This window comes from Pseudomonas sp. JAI120, assembly GCF_014207255.1.
In the GTDB taxonomy this organism is placed as follows: domain Bacteria; phylum Pseudomonadota; class Gammaproteobacteria; order Pseudomonadales; family Pseudomonadaceae; genus Aquipseudomonas.
The window spans coordinates 1,155,885-1,172,431 of the sequence record NZ_JACHCZ010000001.1; the positions used below are offsets into that span (position 1 = coordinate 1,155,885).

The 16,547-nt window shown below is 61.2% G+C and carries 16 protein-coding genes; 9 read left to right on the plus strand and 7 right to left on the minus strand.

The features are described 5' to 3' along the window. Positions 1–22 precede the first annotated feature (22 nt). From HDC32_RS05335 to HDC32_RS05360, 5 genes are all read right to left on the minus strand, one after another. On the minus strand, positions 23–1,456 hold the full coding sequence (locus HDC32_RS05335) for an LLM class flavin-dependent oxidoreductase (RefSeq protein ID WP_184742789.1): 1,434 nt from the start codon (positions 1,454–1,456) through the stop codon (positions 23–25). Continuing rightward, entirely contained in the window at positions 1,456–1,782 is a 327-nt protein-coding gene (locus HDC32_RS05340; protein ID WP_184742791.1) for an acyl-CoA dehydrogenase, read from the minus strand. The genes HDC32_RS05335 and HDC32_RS05340 overlap by 1 nt, the downstream gene beginning before the upstream one ends. 12 nt (positions 1,783–1,794) lie before the next feature. Further along, on the minus strand, positions 1,795–2,991 hold the full coding sequence (locus HDC32_RS05345; protein ID WP_131698087.1) for an SfnB family sulfur acquisition oxidoreductase: 1,197 nt from the start codon (positions 2,989–2,991) through the stop codon (positions 1,795–1,797). 456 nt (positions 2,992–3,447) lie between these two features. Next, positions 3,448–3,792, minus strand: a complete 345-nt coding sequence (locus HDC32_RS05355) for a hypothetical protein (RefSeq protein WP_131698088.1) — start codon at positions 3,790–3,792, stop codon at positions 3,448–3,450. A 152-nt stretch (positions 3,793–3,944) separates the two neighbouring features. Then, on the minus strand, positions 3,945–4,508 hold the full coding sequence (locus HDC32_RS05360) for a helix-turn-helix domain-containing protein (protein WP_167655681.1): 564 nt from the start codon (positions 4,506–4,508) through the stop codon (positions 3,945–3,947). 93 nt (positions 4,509–4,601) lie between these two features. On the opposite strand from HDC32_RS05360, the gene HDC32_RS05365 reads away from it, so the two are divergent. From HDC32_RS05365 to HDC32_RS05395, 7 genes are all read left to right on the plus strand, one after another. Beyond that, on the plus strand, positions 4,602–5,531 hold the full coding sequence (locus tag HDC32_RS05365) for a DMT family transporter (protein ID WP_131698090.1): 930 nt from the start codon (positions 4,602–4,604) through the stop codon (positions 5,529–5,531). 124 nt (positions 5,532–5,655) lie between these two features. Then, complete coding sequence (locus HDC32_RS05370) at positions 5,656–8,577, plus strand: monovalent cation/H+ antiporter subunit A (protein ID WP_184742794.1); 2,922 nt, start codon at positions 5,656–5,658, stop codon at positions 8,575–8,577. Next, positions 8,577–8,921, plus strand: a complete 345-nt coding sequence (locus tag HDC32_RS05375) for a Na+/H+ antiporter subunit C (protein ID WP_003192163.1) — start codon at positions 8,577–8,579, stop codon at positions 8,919–8,921. The genes HDC32_RS05370 and HDC32_RS05375 overlap by 1 nt, the downstream gene beginning before the upstream one ends. Beyond that, complete coding sequence (locus HDC32_RS05380) at positions 8,918–10,600, plus strand: monovalent cation/H+ antiporter subunit D (protein ID WP_167655684.1); 1,683 nt, start codon at positions 8,918–8,920, stop codon at positions 10,598–10,600. The genes HDC32_RS05375 and HDC32_RS05380 overlap by 4 nt, the downstream gene beginning before the upstream one ends. Continuing rightward, entirely contained in the window at positions 10,597–11,085 is a 489-nt protein-coding gene (locus HDC32_RS05385; protein WP_145337642.1) for a Na+/H+ antiporter subunit E, read from the plus strand. Before HDC32_RS05380 ends, HDC32_RS05385 begins: the two co-directional genes overlap by 4 nt. Continuing rightward, positions 11,082–11,360 (plus strand): K+/H+ antiporter subunit F, encoded by a 279-nt coding sequence (locus HDC32_RS05390; RefSeq protein WP_024076217.1) that lies wholly within the window; start codon positions 11,082–11,084, stop codon positions 11,358–11,360. Before HDC32_RS05385 ends, HDC32_RS05390 begins: the two co-directional genes overlap by 4 nt. Further along, positions 11,357–11,695 (plus strand): Na+/H+ antiporter subunit G, encoded by a 339-nt coding sequence (locus HDC32_RS05395; RefSeq protein WP_027606290.1) that lies wholly within the window; start codon positions 11,357–11,359, stop codon positions 11,693–11,695. Before HDC32_RS05390 ends, HDC32_RS05395 begins: the two co-directional genes overlap by 4 nt. Positions 11,696–11,893: 198 nt before the next feature. Here the strand turns inward: HDC32_RS05395 and cysS are convergent, their stop codons facing one another. Both cysS and HDC32_RS05405 read right to left on the minus strand, forming a co-directional pair. Then, positions 11,894–13,282, minus strand: coding sequence for a cysteine--tRNA ligase (gene cysS, locus HDC32_RS05400; protein ID WP_131698095.1), 1,389 nt, complete (start codon positions 13,280–13,282; stop codon positions 11,894–11,896). Between the two features lie 20 nt (positions 13,283–13,302). Next, positions 13,303–15,003: a glutamine--tRNA ligase/YqeY domain fusion protein gene (locus tag HDC32_RS05405; protein WP_131698096.1), complete on the minus strand. Its 1,701-nt coding sequence runs from the start codon at positions 15,001–15,003 to the stop codon at positions 13,303–13,305. A 249-nt stretch (positions 15,004–15,252) separates the two neighbouring features. Here HDC32_RS05405 and HDC32_RS05410 point away from each other — a divergent pair, with 249 nt between their 5' ends. Beyond that, positions 15,253–15,756 carry a peptidylprolyl isomerase gene (locus HDC32_RS05410; RefSeq protein WP_065927032.1) on the plus strand — a complete coding sequence of 168 codons (504 nt, stop codon included), beginning with the start codon at positions 15,253–15,255 and terminating at the stop codon, positions 15,754–15,756. Continuing rightward, the gene (gene lpxH / locus HDC32_RS05415) at positions 15,753–16,502 is read left to right on the plus strand and encodes a UDP-2,3-diacylglucosamine diphosphatase (protein ID WP_131698097.1); all 750 of its coding nucleotides are present in this window, start codon (positions 15,753–15,755) and stop codon (positions 16,500–16,502) included. Before HDC32_RS05410 ends, lpxH begins: the two co-directional genes overlap by 4 nt. Positions 16,503–16,547 lie beyond the last annotated feature (45 nt).

Genomic DNA, 16,547 nt, shown 5'->3' on the forward strand with positions numbered 1-16,547 from the left:
GCTCCCGATGGCGGTGGGTCAGTTAGAACACCTTTGACTGAGCCACCGCTATCGGGAGCAAGCCCCCTCCCACATTGGTTTTTTGTATCCCAAATAAATTGCGGTAGCCCGCGCCCGGGTGGTTCGCGCCCAACCTTGCACCGTCGCCAAACAACTTCTCGCGCAACGTGCCCTGGGCGTATTCGGTCTTGTACACGCCACGCTTCTGCAATTCCGGCACCAGCCACTCGACGGCGTCGATAAAGGTTTCGTGGGTCAGTGCATAGGCGAGGTTGAAGCCGTCGACGTCAGTCTCTTCGACCCACTCCTGCAACAGGTCCGCCACGGTTTCCGGGCCACCGACGAACAGTGGGCCAAAGCCGCCGATACCGACCCAATCGGCCAGTTCGTTGGGCGTCCAGACCTTGTTCGGATCCGCCGTGGAGAAAGCTTCCACCGCCGATTGAATCGCATTGGTGTGCACGTGCTTGAGCGGTTCATCCGGCTTGAACTGACTGAAATCGATCCCGGTCCAGCCGGAGATCAGCGCCATCGCGCCTTCATAGCTGACGTAGGATTTGTACTCGTCAAACTTGGCCTTGGCCTTGGCGTCGGTCTCATCGACGATCACCGTCTGCAAGTTGAAGATCAGGATTTTCTTCGGGTCGCGCCCGGCCTCGGCCGCACGGCGGCGGATGTCGGCGACGGTCTTTCTCAGCAGCACCTTGGACGGCGCGGCAACGAACACGCATTCGGCCTGCTCGGCGGCGAACTGCTTGCCACGGCTGGAGGCACCGGCCTGGTACAGCACCGGCGTGCGCTGCGGCGAGGGTTCGCACAGGTGGATGCCGGGCACCTGGAAATGTTTACCGACGTGGCGAATTTCGTGGATCTTGCTCGGGTCGCTGAAAATCCGACGTTCGCGGTCGCGCAGTACCGCGCCCTCTTCCCAACTGCCCTCCCAGAGCTTGTAGCAGACCTCCAGGTATTCCTCGGCGTAGTCGTAGCGTGCGTCGTGTTCGGTCTGGGCTTTCTGGCCAAGGTTCTTGGCGCCGCTTTCCAGGTAGGAGGTGACGATGTTCCAGCCGATGCGGCCCTTGGTCAGGTGGTCGAGGGTCGAGAGACGGCGGGCAAACGGATACGGGTGCTCGAACGACAGCGACGCGGTCAGGCCAAAACCCAGGTGCTCGGTGACCAGCGCCATGGGCGCGATCAGCGACAACGGATCGTTGACCGGCACCTGGGTCGCCTGGCGAATCGCCGCGTCACCATTGCCGTTGTACACGTCGTAGATGCCCAGCACGTCGGCGATAAACAGGCCGTCGAACTTGCCGCGCTCAAGAATCTTCGCCAGGTCGGTCCAGTACTCAAGGTCCTTGTACTGCCACGAGCGATCACGCGGATGCGCCCACAGGCCCGGCGATTGGTGGCCGACACAGTTCATGTCGAAGGCGTTCAAGCGGATTTCACGGGACATCACAGCACTCCGTTGAGGTGGTAGTTGCCGACGACCTGGTATTTCCAGCGCAACGGATCATCCAGGGTCGGTGGCAGCGCGGTGCGTTGGCCGGTCAGTTCGAATTCGGTGTTGCTGGCAAAGAGCAAGGCTTCGGCGGCGGCGATCTGCGCTTCGGTGACGGCGACCGGGCTTGGATCGGTTTCGGCGCGTTCAAACAAGACGGCCGCTACATCCACGCGAATCTGCCAATCGCCGAAGCGGCTGATCACGTAGGGGTCGTCGCTTTTTTCGACAATGCGTCGGGTGCTTTCCAGCAATTGGCGCGCTTGATTCAGGGCAGTCATGGATAAGGCTCCTCAGTTCCAGGCGTGGCGCGCAGGCTTGACGCCGTTAAGCACGTAATTGCCGATCAGGTGGTATTTCCAGCGGGCCGGGTCGTGCAGGGTGTGGGTCCGCGCGTTGCGCCAGAAGCGGTCGAGGTTGTGCTTGGCGGTGACCGAGCGGGTACCGGCCAGTTCGAAGAGTTTGCTGCTGGCGAGCAAAGCGGTTTCGGCCGACAGGACCTTGGCCTGGGCGACGACCAGCGAGGCCTGGGCGACGGTGTCTTCATTCGGTTCGGCGAGGGCCCGGTCGACGGCCAGACCGGCCTTGGCGAGGATCGCTTCGGTGCCGTGCACACGCCATTCCAGGTCGCCGATGGCGGCGATGGTGAACGGGTCCTGCCAACCGTGATCCTGCTGGCTGTCGATCCACGGACGGGCCTGGCGCGCGAAAATTTTTGCCTGCTCAAGGGCGCCGAGGGCAATGCCGGTGTCGACAGCAGCCTGGATGATTTGCGAAATCGGCCCATCGGCCGTGGGTTGGTCAAACGCCAGGTGGGCGGGAATCACCGCGCTCAAGGGCACGGTCACGCCGTCGAGGGTCACGCCGCCGCTGGCGGTGGTGCGCTGGCCAAAGCCGTCCCAGTTGTCGATGACGGTAAGGCCTGGCGCATCACGCTCGACGAGGCCGATGAACGCCTGACCCTTTTCGTTATTACCCACGGTGGGCACGATATGCGCGAACAACGCGCCGGTGCAGTAGAACTTCTCGCCGTTGATTTGCGCGGTGTGGCCGTGAAAGCGGATCTGCGTATCGAAGGTGCCGGCGTTTTTGCTCTTGGCCTCGGAGAAGGCGTTACCGAAGCGATAACCCGCCAGGACCTTGCCGAAGTAGTGACGCTTTTGTTCCTCGGTGGCGGTTTGCAAGAGGATGTCCACCACACCCAGGTGGTTCTGCGGGATTTGCCCCAGGGACGGGTCGGCGGCGGAGATCAACTTGATCACCTCGGCCACCGTCACATAGGACACCTCGGCGCCGCCATAGGCCTTGGGAACGGTGATACCCCACAGGCCGCTGGCGGAAAATTCGTCAAGTTCGGCAACGGGCAGGCGACGCTCACGGTCACGCTCGCTGGCGTCGACGGCAAAGCGTTGGGCCAGGCGCTTGGCGACCTCGATGGCCTCCGCGTCCGAGCGGATGATATGGGCAGGTTGTTGAGGGTGGGCAGACATGGGCCGACTCCAGGCTCCGATGGGATACTGGAGTGTTTGCAGGAGTCGTGCCTGAATTTAATCGTCAGTAAAATCAGGCGGTTGCTGGGTAAACAGGCGGACAACCGCCGTTTCAAACCAGCAAAGTGTCCATCCACTGTTGGCTGGCAAACAGTTAGATCACCACATTGCGCACAAAGCGCACGGCGACGTCGCCGTCACTGCGATAGGCATGGGGCTGGTGGCTGGCCGTTGAGGGATGGCATATCGGAGTTAAAGCGGGACTTTCAATAAACCAGATATTCGAAAGAAATACGGGGCTAGGCGGTCAAGCCGAGAAAAAATTATCCCAATAGTGTGGCGCCGTAAGCACTTGCACCGGCTACGATCTTGTTCCGACTCATTCGATACCCAACTTTAATACTCAGGGCGATGGCCCTGAGTATTGGCACCACTGGAGCCTATAGCAATCCAAGATCATCTCGACACGCTATATGTATTCTCATCAGAGTAACCCAGTACTTCATCATTGAGCATAACAAAATAACTGGCAACGACGGACTCCGTAAGGAATACGATATCAAACTTTAAAACAGCCTCATAACAGGGCTCCAACTTCTCAACCTCAAACCAGGAAGATGCAGTACCGTTTCCTTTCACACTCCAGTAAACCTTATGCCCTACCGATATCCCTGGATACTGCGGAATAACAATCCGACCTTTGCCACCGGTCACCTCGCTGTACTTCACAGTCTTGCCATCAGAGGGTCTTATTTCTGGAGCGGGTAACAGCTGCTCCCTGAGTAGGTGTTTTGATTTCATCAGTATTTCCTCCATGAGGTGATAAAACCACCCAACATTCACTGGTTTAGCATGAATCGACTTTATTGAGTGGCAACACCGACTCTAGTCCCCTCTCCAAAGAATGTAAGCTGTGAAACCTGACAGTTGACAGGCATAAATAACACTGATCATCAGATCACTATATTTCTCACGAACCGCACTACCCCACCCTCTGAGTTGCGATAAGAATGAGGCTGGTGGCTGGGAAACATGAAGAATTCGCCGGCATTGATGGCGTTTTCCTGCTCGCCCACCACCAACGTCAAGCTGCCTTCGAATACGAACACCTGCACGCTCCAACCTTCCGGGTCCGGCTCGGGGCTGTAGCGGTCCCCCGGCTCCAGACGCATTTCCCACAGCTCGACTTCGCGCCGGGCGTGAGCCCTGGCGAGCAACACCGCCTTGCTGCCGGGAATCTCACCCGCCCAGGCCAGTTCATTGATGCGGCTGTGATCGCGCACATCCGGCGCCTGGATCAGGTCGCTGAACGCCACATCCAATGCTTCGGCCACGCGATCGAGGGTGGACAGGCTGACGTTCTTCTCCCCCGCCTCGATGGCAACGAGCATGCGCCGGCTGACCCCGGACTTTTCCGAGAGCGCGGTCTGGCTCAGGTCGGCGGCATGGCGCAGGCGACGAACGTTCTGGCTGACGTGCTGCAGGACCGAGGCCCGTTGTGGATTTTCTTTGTGCACTATATTGCTCATTGGGTGGGTGTGCGCAGTATACTGCCCAGCGTGCGGCGCATTGTGCGGTCCGTGCCTTTCCCATGCAAGACCAGAGCCGCCATGACTGCCCCGACCTCCCCTTCGCGTTTCAACCGCTTCAGCAAAGCCGAATGCATCCTGGTGTTTATCACCATGATTTGGGGCGGCACTTTTTTGCTGGTTCAGCATGCCATGACCGTGAGCGGGCCGATGTTTTTCGTGGGCCTGCGCTTTGCGGCGGCGGCGATTGTGGTCGGGTTCTTTTCCTTGCGTACCCTACGCGACCTGACGTTGTTCGAATTGAAGGCGGGCGTGTTCATCGGCGTGGCGATCATGTTCGGCTACGGCTTGCAGACCATTGGCCTGCAGACGATCTTGAGCAGCCAGTCGGCGTTCATCACTGCACTGTATGTGCCGTTTGTGCCGCTGCTGCAATGGCTGGTGCTGGGCCGTCGCCCGGGGTTGATGCCGAGCATTGGCATCATGCTGGCGTTTGCCGGGTTGATGTTGTTGACCGGACCGGCGGGGGCTTCGCTGAATTTCAGCCCAGGTGAAATCGCCACCCTGATCGGTGCCGTGGCGATAGCGGCAGAGATCATCCTGATCAGTGCGTTCGCCGGGCAAGTGGACGTACGCCGGGTGACGGTGGTGCAACTGGCGACGGCGTCGCTGCTGTCGTTCCTGATGGTGGTGCCCATGGGCGAAGCGTTGCCAGGGTTCTCGTGGCTGCTGCTGTTCAGCGCGGTGGGCCTGGGCCTGACCAGTGCGGTGATCCAGGTCGCGATGAACTGGGCGCAGCAGAGTGTTTCGCCGACGCGAGCCACGTTGATCTATGCCGGTGAGCCGGTGTGGGCAGGCGTAGTCGGGCGTATCGCCGGCGAGCGGTTCCCGCCGATTGCGATGCTGGGGGCGGCATTGATCGTGGTGGCGGTGATTGTGAGTGAGATGAAGACAAAAGGGCAAAAAGCCATCGAGCTGCAGGATGCGAGGGAACAGGAGCAACAGGGCTAGGGTCCGAAACACTGCCAAATGGGATTATTCGACCTATCTTGTAGGATCCTGCCACATCTTGCCGTTTGGTGATCGTGAAAGCGGCACGTATGATGCATCCCAAACTCCCGCAGATTAGAAGCCTATGTCCCTGATAGTTCTACTGCTTCTGCCGTTCATTGGCAGCTGTCTAGCGGCCTTGCTGCCGCACAATGCACGTAACACCGAATCCCTGCTGGCTGGCCTTGTGGCCCTGGTGGGAACCGTTCAAGTCGCCCTGCTCTACCCCCAGATCGCCCACGGTGGCGTGATCCGCGAAGAATTCATGTGGTTGCCCAGCCTTGGGCTGAACTTCGTGCTGCGCATGGATGGGTTTGCCTGGCTGTTCTCGATGCTGGTGCTCGGCATCGGCGCGCTGGTGTCTCTGTATGCGCGCTACTACATGTCACCGGACGATCCGGTGCCGCGTTTCTTCGCATTTTTCCTGGCCTTTATGGGCGCGATGCTCGGGCTGGTGATTTCCGGCAACCTGATCCAGATCGTGTTCTTCTGGGAACTGACCAGCCTGTTCTCGTTCCTGTTGATCGGCTACTGGCACCACCGCGCCGATGCGCGTCGTGGTGCGTACATGGCGTTGATGGTCACCGGCGCGGGCGGCTTGTGCCTGCTGGCCGGGGTGATGCTGCTGGGGCATATCGTCGGCAGCTATGACCTGGATCGGGTGCTGGCCGCCGGCGACCAGATTCGCGCGCATTCGCTGTACCCGGTGATGCTCGCCCTGGTGCTGATCGGCGCGCTGAGCAAAAGCGCGCAGTTCCCGTTCCACTTCTGGCTGCCCCATGCCATGGCCGCACCGACCCCGGTGTCAGCCTATCTGCACTCGGCGACGATGGTGAAAGCCGGCGTGTTCCTGCTGGCCCGCCTGTGGCCGTCGCTGTCCGGCAGCGAAGAATGGTTCTGGATCGTCGGCGGTGCCGGCGCGCTCACCCTCCTTCTCGGCGCTTACTGCGCCATGTTCCAGAATGATCTCAAAGGCCTTTTAGCCTATTCCACCATCAGCCACCTCGGGCTGATCACCCTGCTGCTGGGCCTCAACAGCCCGCTGGCCGCTGTCGCCGCCGTGTTCCACATCCTCAATCACGCCACTTTCAAGGCCTCGCTGTTTATGGCGGCAGGCATCATCGACCACGAAAGCGGCACGCGGGACATCCGCAAACTCAGCGGGCTGGTGCGGTTGATCCCGTTTACCGCGACCTTGGCGATGGTGGCCAGCGCATCCATGGCGGGCGTGCCATTGCTCAATGGTTTCCTGTCAAAAGAGATGTTCTTCGCCGAAACCGTGTTCATTACCTCGACCGCCTGGGTGGAGTTCGCCCTGCCGTTGATCGCAACCATCGCCGGTACGTTCAGCGTGGCCTACGCCCTGCGCTTTACCGTGGATGTGTTCTTCGGCCCGCCCGCCACCGACTTACCCCACACGCCTCACGAACCCCCGCGCTGGATGCGCGCCCCGGTTGAGCTGCTGGTATTCACCTGCCTGCTGGTGGGGATCTTCCCAGCTCAGGTGGTCGGTTCGATCCTCGCGGCCGCAGCGCTGCCGGTGGTCGGCGGCGTGCTGCCGGAATATAGCCTGGCGATCTGGCATGGCTGGAATGCGCCGATGATCATGAGCCTGGTGGCCATGTCCGGTGGCGTGGTGCTCTACCTGCTGTTGCGCAAACAACTCAAGCGCGGCCGCTTCAAGTACCCGCCGGTCATCAGCTACTTCAACGGCAAGCGCGGCTTCGAGCGCAGCCTGGTGGTGATGATGCGCGGCGTGCGCAGGATCGAGAAACGCATCAGCACCAAGCGCCTCCAGACCCAATTGTTCCTGTTGGTGATCGTCGCAGTGATCGGCGCCATGATCCCGATGATCAACAGCGGCCTTACCTGGGGCGACCGGCCGAAGATCCCGGGCTCCATCGTGTTCGTCACCCTGTGGCTGCTGGCGATCGCCTGTGCCCTGGGCGCCGCCTGGCAAGCCAAGTATCACCGGCTCGCGGCCCTGACCATGGTCAGCGTGTGCGGCCTGATGACCTGCATCACCTTCGTGTGGTTCTCGGCACCGGACCTGGCGCTGACGCAGTTGGTGGTAGAAGTCGTCACCACCGTGCTGATCCTGCTGGGCCTGCGCTGGCTGCCTCGGCGGATCGAAGAGGTATCGCCACTGCCCGGTTCGCTGCGCAAGGCCCGCATCCGTCGTCTGCGCGACTTCCTGCTGTCCACCGTGGTGGGCGGCGGGATGGCGTTGCTGTCCTACGCGATGCTGACGCGCCAGACGCCCAACGATATTTCCTCGTTCTACTTGAGCCGCGCCCTGCCCGAAGGGGGTGGCAGCAATGTGGTGAACGTGATGCTGGTGGACTTCCGTGGCTTCGATACCCTCGGCGAAATCACCGTACTCGGCGCCGTGGCGCTGACCGTCTACGCCCTGCTGCGGCGCTTCCGCCCGTCCAAGGAAAGTATGCAACTGCCCTCGCAACAGCGGCAGTTGGCACCCGACGTGGCCACCGACCTGGTCAACCCGCGCCAGGCCAGCGACACCGCACTAGGCTTCATGATGGTGCCGGCGGTGCTGGTGCGCCTGCTGCTGCCGATTGCGCTGGTGGTGTCGTTCTACCTGTTCATGCGCGGCCACAACCAACCGGGCGGCGGGTTTGTCGCGGGCCTGGTGATGTCGGTGGCGTTTATCCTGCAATACATGGTCGCCGGCACCCAATGGGTCGAGGCGCAGATGAGCCTGCGGCCGATGCGCTGGATGGGCTTCGGCCTGTTCTCGGCGACGCTGACCGGGATCGGCGCGTTGTTTGTCGGCTACCCGTTCCTCACCACCCACACTTGGCATTTCAGCCTGCCGCTGCTGGGCGATATTCATATCGCCAGCGCGTTGTTCTTCGACGTCGGCGTGTACGCCATGGTCGTCGGCTCGACGCTGCTGATGCTCACCGCCCTCGGCCACCAGTCGGTGCGTGCGCATAAACCGAGCAACCAGGCCAAAGTAGTCGCCGCCACCGAAGGAGCCGCCTGATGGAAGAAGTCATCGCAATTGCCATTGGGGTCCTGGCGGCCTCCGGCGTCTGGTTGATCCTGCGGCCACGGACGTTCCAGGTGGTGATGGGCCTTTGCCTGCTGTCCTACGGGGTCAACCTGTTCATTTTCAGCATGGGCAGCCTGTTTATCGGCAAGGAGCCAATCATCAAGGACGGCGTGCCGCAAGACCTGCTCAACTACACCGACCCCCTGCCCCAGGCCCTGGTGCTCACGGCCATCGTGATCAGCTTCGCCATGACTGCGCTGTTCCTGGTGGTGCTGCTGGCGTCACGGGGCCTGACCGGCACTGACCATGTGGACGGCCGGGAGCCCAAGGAATGAATTGGGTCAACCAACTGATCGTCGCCCCCATCCTGCTGCCGTTGCTCACCGCCGCGCTGATGCTGATGCTCGGTGAAAAACGCCGCCCGCTCAAAGCCAAGATCAATCTGTTCTCCAGCCTGATCGGTCTGGGCATTGCCGTTTTGCTGCTGTACTGGACGCAACAAGGTGGCCCCGGCTCGATTGGCGTCTACCTGCCGGGCAACTGGCAGGTGCCGTTCGGTATCGTGCTGGTGGTGGACCAACTCTCGGCATTGATGCTGGTGCTCACCGGGATCATCGGCGTGAGTGCGCTGCTGTTCGCCATGGCCCGTTGGGACCGTGCCGGCACCAGTTTCCATGCGCTGTTCCAGATCCAGATGATGGGCCTGTACGGCGCGTTCCTCACGGCGGACCTGTTCAACCTGTTCGTGTTCTTCGAGGTGCTGCTGGCGGCGTCCTACGGCTTGATGCTGCACGGCTCGGGCCGGGCGCGGGTGTCGTCGGGCCTGCATTACATCGCGATCAACCTGCTGGCGTCGTCGTTGTTCCTGATTGGCGCGGCGATGATCTACGGCGTCACCGGTACGCTGAATTTCGCTGATCTGGCGCTGAAAATCCCACTCGTGCCCGAGGCCGATCGCGGCCTGCTGCATGCCGGTGCGGCGATCCTCGCCACCGCATTCCTGGCCAAGGCCGGCATGTGGCCGCTGAACTTCTGGCTGGCCCCCGCCTACTCCTCGGCCAGTGCGCCGGTGGCGGCGATGTTCGCGATCATGACCAAGGTCGGCGTGTACACCGTGCTGCGCCTGTGGACCCTGCTGTTCTCCGGCCAGGCCGGCGCGTCGGCATTGTTCGGCGGCGACTGGCTGGTGTACGGCGGCATGGCCACGATCATCTGCGCGGCGCTGGCAATGCTGGCGGCGCAGCGACTGGAGCGCATGGCCAGCTTGAGCATCCTGGTCTCGGCCGGGATCCTGCTGTCGGCCGTTGGTTTCGCCCAGCCAAGCCTGACCGCCGGAGCGCTGTTCTATCTGGTCAGCTCCACGCTGGCGTTGAGCGCGCTGTTCCTGCTGGCCGAATTGATCGAACGTTCGCGCTCGGCCAACGACCTGCCGCTGGATGAAGAGATCGACGCACTGCCCAAGGCCATGGAATCCCTGCATCCGCGCCCTGGCGTCAACCTGGATGACGAGCAGAAAGCCGTGGTCGGCCAGGTAATCCCGTGGACCATGGCCTTCCTTGGCTTGAGCTTTGTCGCCTGCGCCCTGCTGATTATCGGCATGCCGCCGCTGTCCGGGTTTATCGGCAAGCTCAGCCTGTTGAGTGCGCTGGTTAATCCTCTGGGCCTGGGCGTCAGTGTGGATGAACCTGTTCGTCCTGCGGCCTGGGGCCTGGTGGCGCTGTTGATCCTCTCTGGCCTGGCCTCGCTGATCGCTTTCGCCCGCCTGGGCATCCAGCGTTTCTGGACCCCGGAAGAGCGCCCATCGCCCTTGCTGCGCCGCTATGAATGCGTGCCGATCTTCTTCCTGCTGGGCCTGAGCATCCTGCTGACCTTCAAGGCCGAGCCGCTGATGCGCTACACCCAGGCTACTGCCCAGAGCCTGAACAATCCGGAGAACTACGTCATGGCGGTGATGGCGACCCGCCCGGTTCCAAGCCCCGAAGCCAAGACCGCCGCCCTGGAGGTGCAACCATGAAGCGCCTGTTGCCTGCCCCGTGGTTGTCGCTGGCATTGTGGTTGCTGTGGCTGGTGCTGAACCTGTCCGTCAGCCCCGGCAACCTGCTGCTGGGCGCGCTGCTGGGCTTTCTCGCACCGCTGCTGATGGCGCCGCTGCGCCCGCTGCCGATCCGCGTCCGCCGCCCCGGCGTGATCATCCGCCTGTTCTTCGTGGTCGGCCGCGATGTGATCGTCTCCAACCTGCAAGTGGCCTGGGGCGTGCTGATGTGCGGTTCACGCCCACCGCGTTCGCACTTCGTCAAAATCCCCCTGAACCTGCGCGACCCCAACGGCCTCGCCGCCCTGTCGATGATCACCACCGTGGTCCCCGGCACCATCTGGTCGGAACTGGCGCTGGACCGCAGCATCCTGCTGCTGCACGTGTTCGACCTGGAGGATGAAGCGGCGTTTATCGAACACTTCAAAAGCGCCTACGAGCGGCCATTGATGGAGATCTTCGAATGAGCCCCCTGCTCTCCAATGCGATCCTGTTCAGCCTGTTCCTGTTCTCACTGGCCATGGTGCTGACGTTAATCCGCCTGTTCAAAGGCCCTTCAGCTCAAGACCGGGTACTGGCGCTGGACTATCTGTACATCCTGGCGATGCTGATGATGCTGGTGCTCGGTATTCGTTATGCCAGTGACACCTACTTTGAAGCGGCGCTGCTGATTGCGCTGTTCGGCTTCGTGGGCTCGTTTGCCCTGGCGAAATTCCTGCTGCGTGGGGAGGTAATTGAATGATGCCGTTATGGATGGAAATCGTCGTCGCGGTCCTGCTGGTGTTGAGCAGCGTGTTCGCACTGATCGGCGCGATTGGCTTGCTGCGCATGAAAGACTTCTTCCAGCGCATGCACCCGCCTGCACTGGCCTCGACGCTGGGCGCGTGGTGCGTGGCGTTGGCGTCGATCATCTACTTTTCGGTGCTCAAGTCCGGGCCGGTGTTGCACGGGTGGTTGATACCGATTTTGTTGGCGATCACCGTGCCGGTGACCACGTTGCTGCTGGCGCGTACGGCGCTGTTTCGCAAGCGCATGGCCGGTGATGATGTACCGGCTGAGGTCAGCAGCCGCCGCTGATTTATGAAGCTGACACAGTAAAAAATGTGGGAGAGGCTTGCTCCCGATGGCGGTGGGCCAGCTACAGATGAGCTGACTGGTCCACTGTTATCGGGAGCAAGCCCCCTCCCACACTGAACCGGGTGAGCCGCTCACTAAAACGGTACGCAAAAAAACGCCCCGAACCAGTCGGGGCGTTTTTCATCCGGCGTTTGCCAATCAGGCCTGATCAGCCAACCGCCACGTCGTCCCGCCCTTCCCATCTTCCAACACCACACCCATCGCGGTCAGTTGGTCACGGATACGGTCGGACTCCGCCCAGTCTTTACTGGCACGAGCCGCCAAACGCGCCTGGATCAGCGCATCGACCTCAGCCGCATCCACACGCCCTTCAGCGCCGGCTTGCAGGAAGTCGTCGGCTTCCATCTGCAACACACCCAGCACGCTCGCCAGTTCTTTCAGGCGCGCCGCCAGACCCGCTGCCGCGTCGAGATCAGTCTCACGCAACCGGTTGATCTCGCGCACCATCTCGAACAGCACGGCGCAGGCTTCGGGGGTGCCGAAATCGTCGTTCATGACTTCGGTGAACCGTGCCACGAACGCTTCGCCGCCCGCCGGTGCAACGGCGGGCAAGCCTTTCAACGCGTGGTAGAACCGCTCCAGGGCGCCCTTGGCGTCCTTGAGGTTGTCTTCCGAGTAGTTGATGGCGCTGCGGTAGTGGCTGGACACCAGCAGGTAACGCACCACTTCCGGGTGGTACTTTTCCAGTACGTCGCGGATGGTGAAGAAGTTGTTCAAGGACTTGGACATCTTCTCGCCATTGATGCGGATCATGCCGCAGTGCATCCAGGCGTTGGCGTAGGTCTTGCCGGTGGCGGCTTCGCTCTGGGCGATTTCGTTTTCGTGGTGCGGGAACTCGAGGTCGCTGCCGCCGCCATGAATGTCGAAGGTCTCACCCAGGCAGCAGGTGGACATCACCGAGCACTCGATGTGCCAGCCCGGACGCCCGGCGCCCCACGGCGATTCCCAGCTCGGCTCGCCGGGCTTGGTGCCTTTCCACAGCACGAAGTCGAGCGGATCCTGCTTGGCCTCGTCGACTTCGATACGCGCGCCAATGCGCAGGTCTTCGATTTTCTTGCGCGACAGCTTGCCATAGCCCATGAACTTGGCGACGCGGTAGTACACGTCGCCGTTGCCTGGAGCGTAGGCGTAACCCTTGTCGATCAGGGTCTGGATCATCGCGTGCATGCCAGGGATGTGGTCCGTGGCACGCGGTTCCATGTCCGGCTTGAGGATGTTGAGGCGCGCCTCGTCCTCGTGCATGGCGGCGATCATGCGCTCGGTCAGCGCGTCGAACGACTCGCCGTTTTCATTGGCGCGGTTGATGATCTTGTCGTCGATGTCGGTGATGTTGCGCACATAGGTCAAGTCATAGCCGCTGAAACGCAACCAGCGGGTCACCAGGTCGAAGGCAACCATGCTGCGGCCGTGGCCGATGTGGCAGTAGTCGTACACGGTCATGCCGCACACGTACATGCGCACCTTGTTGCCATCCAGCGGCTTGAAGACTTCTTTGGTCTTGCTGAGTGTGTTGTAGATCGTTAGCACGACAGTTCCTTAAAACAGAATCACTGGCCCCACGAATCACGCAAGGTCACGGTACGGTTGAATACCGGCTGACCAGGTTTCGAGTCCTTGATATCCGCGCAGAAGTAGCCTTCGCGCTCGAACTGGAAACGGTCTTCCGGCTGTGCGTCGCCCAAAGAGGGTTCGGCACGACAACCGGTGAGAACTTGCAGGGAGTCTGGGTTGATGTTGTCGAGGAAACTGGCGCTGTCTTCGGCCTTCTCAGGGTTCGGCGAACGGAACAGACGATCGTACAGGCGCACTTCGCACTCGATGCTGGCAGCGGCCGGCACCCAGTGGATCACGCCCTTGACCTTGCGGCCTTCAGGGTTTTTGCCCAGGGTTTCCGGGTCGTAAGAGCAACGCAGTTCGACGATGTTGCCATCGGCGTCCTTGATCGCTTCGTCGGCACGGATCACGTAGCTGCCGCGCAGGCGCACTTCGCCGTTCGGCTCCAGGCGCTTATAGCCTTTTGGCGGCTCTTCCATGAAGTCATCGCGGTCGATGTAGATTTCACGCGAAAACGGCAGCTTGCGCACGCCCAGTGCTTCGTTCTGCGGATGACGCGGCAGTTCGAGGTGGTCGACCTTGTCTTCCGGGTAGTTGGTAATCACGACTTTCAAAGGACGCAGCACGCACATGGCGCGCGGCGCGTTCGCGTCGAGGTCCTGGCGGATGCTGAACTCGAGCATGCCGTAGTCGACCACACCGTCGGAGCGGTTGGTGCCGACCATCTCGCAGAAGTTGCGGATCGACGCCGGGGTGTAGCCGCGGCGGCGGAAGCCCGACAGGGTCGACATGCGTGGGTCGTCCCAGCCATTGACGTGCTTTTCATCCACCAGTTGCTTGAGCTTGCGCTTGCTGGTGATGGTGTAGTTGAGGTTCAGGCGGCTGAATTCGTACTGACGCGGGTGCGCCGGTACCGGCAGGCTGTCCAGGAACCACTCGTACAGCGGGCGATGGCTCTCGAACTCCAGGGTGCAGATGGAGTGGGTGATGCCTTCGATGGCGTCCGACTGGCCGTGGGTGAAGTCGTAGTTAGGGTAGATGCACCACTTGTCGCCGGTCTGGTGGTGGTGGGCGTGGCGGATGCGGTACATGATCGGGTCGCGCAGGTTCATGTTCGGCGAGGCCATGTCGATCTTGGCGCGCAGCACGCGGGCGCCGTCCGGGAACTCACCGGCGCGCATGCGGGCGAACCAGTCGAGGTTCTCTTCTACCGAACGGTCGCGGAACGGGCTGTTCTTGCCCGGTTCGGTCAGCGTGCCACGGTACTCCTTGGCCTGCTCCGGAGTGAGGTCGTCGACGTAGGCCTTGCCGGCCTTGATCAGCTCGACGGCCCAGTCGAACAGCTGGTCGAAGTACTTGGAGGCATAGCGCACTTCACCGGACCACTCGAAGCCCAGCCACTTGATGTCGCTTTCGATGGCGTCGATGTATTCCTGGTCTTCCTTGGCCGGGTTGGTGTCGTCGAAACGCAGGTGCGTGACGCCACCGAACTCCTGGGCCAGGCCGAAGTTCACACAGATCGACTTGGCGTGACCGATGTGCAGGTAGCCGTTGGGCTCTGGCGGGAAGCGGGTGACGATCTGCGTGTGCTTGCCCGAATCCAGGTCCGCCTGGATGATCGGGCGCAGGAAATTGACCGGGACGGCAGGTCCGGCCTTGGAATTCGAGGTAGGGTCGACAGTGGGCTTGCTCATAGGATCCTTGAACAGACAGGTTCGTGGCCGGTTGGGGCCAGATAAAACAAAGGCGATATCATAGCTGATGCTGTCAAGACACTGACAGGTCACGACCAAAAACTGCTGCTTTAATTAACCGGGCGGTAAAAAACCACCTCGAAATTCCTGCCGGGCACGCTAAACTGCGCGCCTTGGCCGCCGTTTAGCCAGACAGGTAAGGCGCCCCAGGCGTCCAAACCCACGAATTCCCTGAAAAGAGTAGTGAACATGACCCAAGTCAAACTGACCACCAACCACGGTGACATCGTCATCGAGCTGAACGCCGAGAAAGCGCCGATCACCGTCGCCAACTTCATCGAGTACGTTAAGGCCGGCCACTACGAAAACACGGTTTTCCACCGTGTCATCGGTAACTTCATGGTCCAGGGCGGCGGTTTCGAGCCGGGCATGAAAGAAAAGAAAGACAAGCGCCCAAGCATCCAGAACGAAGCGGACAACGGCCTTTCCAACGACAAGTACACCGTCGCCATGGCCCGTACCATGGAGCCGCATTCGGCCTCCGCGCAGTTCTTCATCAACGTGGCCGACAACGCCTTCCTGAACCACAGCGGCAAGAACGTACAGGGCTGGGGCTACGCCGTGTTCGGTAAAGTCACCGAAGGCCAGGACGTTGTCGACAAGATCAAAGGCGTGTCGACCACCTCCAAGGCCGGTCACCAGGACGTTCCGGTCGAAGACGTGATCGTCGAGAAAGCCGAGATCGTTGAGTGATATTACTGATTTCAGATTTGCATCTGGAAGAGGAACGCCCGGACATTACCCGGGCGTTTCTGGATCTGCTCCACACCCGCGCCCGTGGCGCCCAGGCGTTGTACATTCTGGGGGACTTCTTTGAAGCCTGGATTGGCGACGATGGGATGACGCCCTTCCAGCGTTCGATCTGCGAGGCTCTGCGCGAGCTGAGCGACAGCGGTACCCCGATTTTTATCATGCATGGCAACCGCGACTTCCTGCTCGGCAAAGCGTTCTGCAAAGCGGCAGGCGCCACGTTGCTCAAGGATCCGAGTGTCGTGCAGCTCGCAGGCGAACCCGTGCTGTTGATGCACGGCGACAGCCTCTGCACCCGCGACCTTGGCTATATGAAGCTGCGGCGCATCCTGCGTAACCCGATTGTGCTGTTTATCCTGCGTCACTTGCCGTTGCGCACCCGCCATCGGCTGGCGCGCAAGCTGCGCAGTGAAAGCCGTGCGCAAACGCGCATGAAGGCCAACGACATTGTCGATGTCACGCCCGAGGAAGTGCCGCGGGTGATGCAGCAGTTCGGCGTGCGCACCCTGGTCCACGGCCATACGCACCGCCCGGCGATCCACAAGTTGCAGATTGGCGACCAGGCGGCCAAGCGCATTGTGCTGGGGGATTGGGACAAGCAGGGCTGGGCGTTGCAGGCAGATGAGCAAGGCTTTCAGTTGGCGGCGTTTGACTTCGTCAATCCGCAGTTGGCGTTGCCTGGCGCCTGATCCTCGAATCCCACTGATCCAATGTGAACAGAGATCAAAATGTGG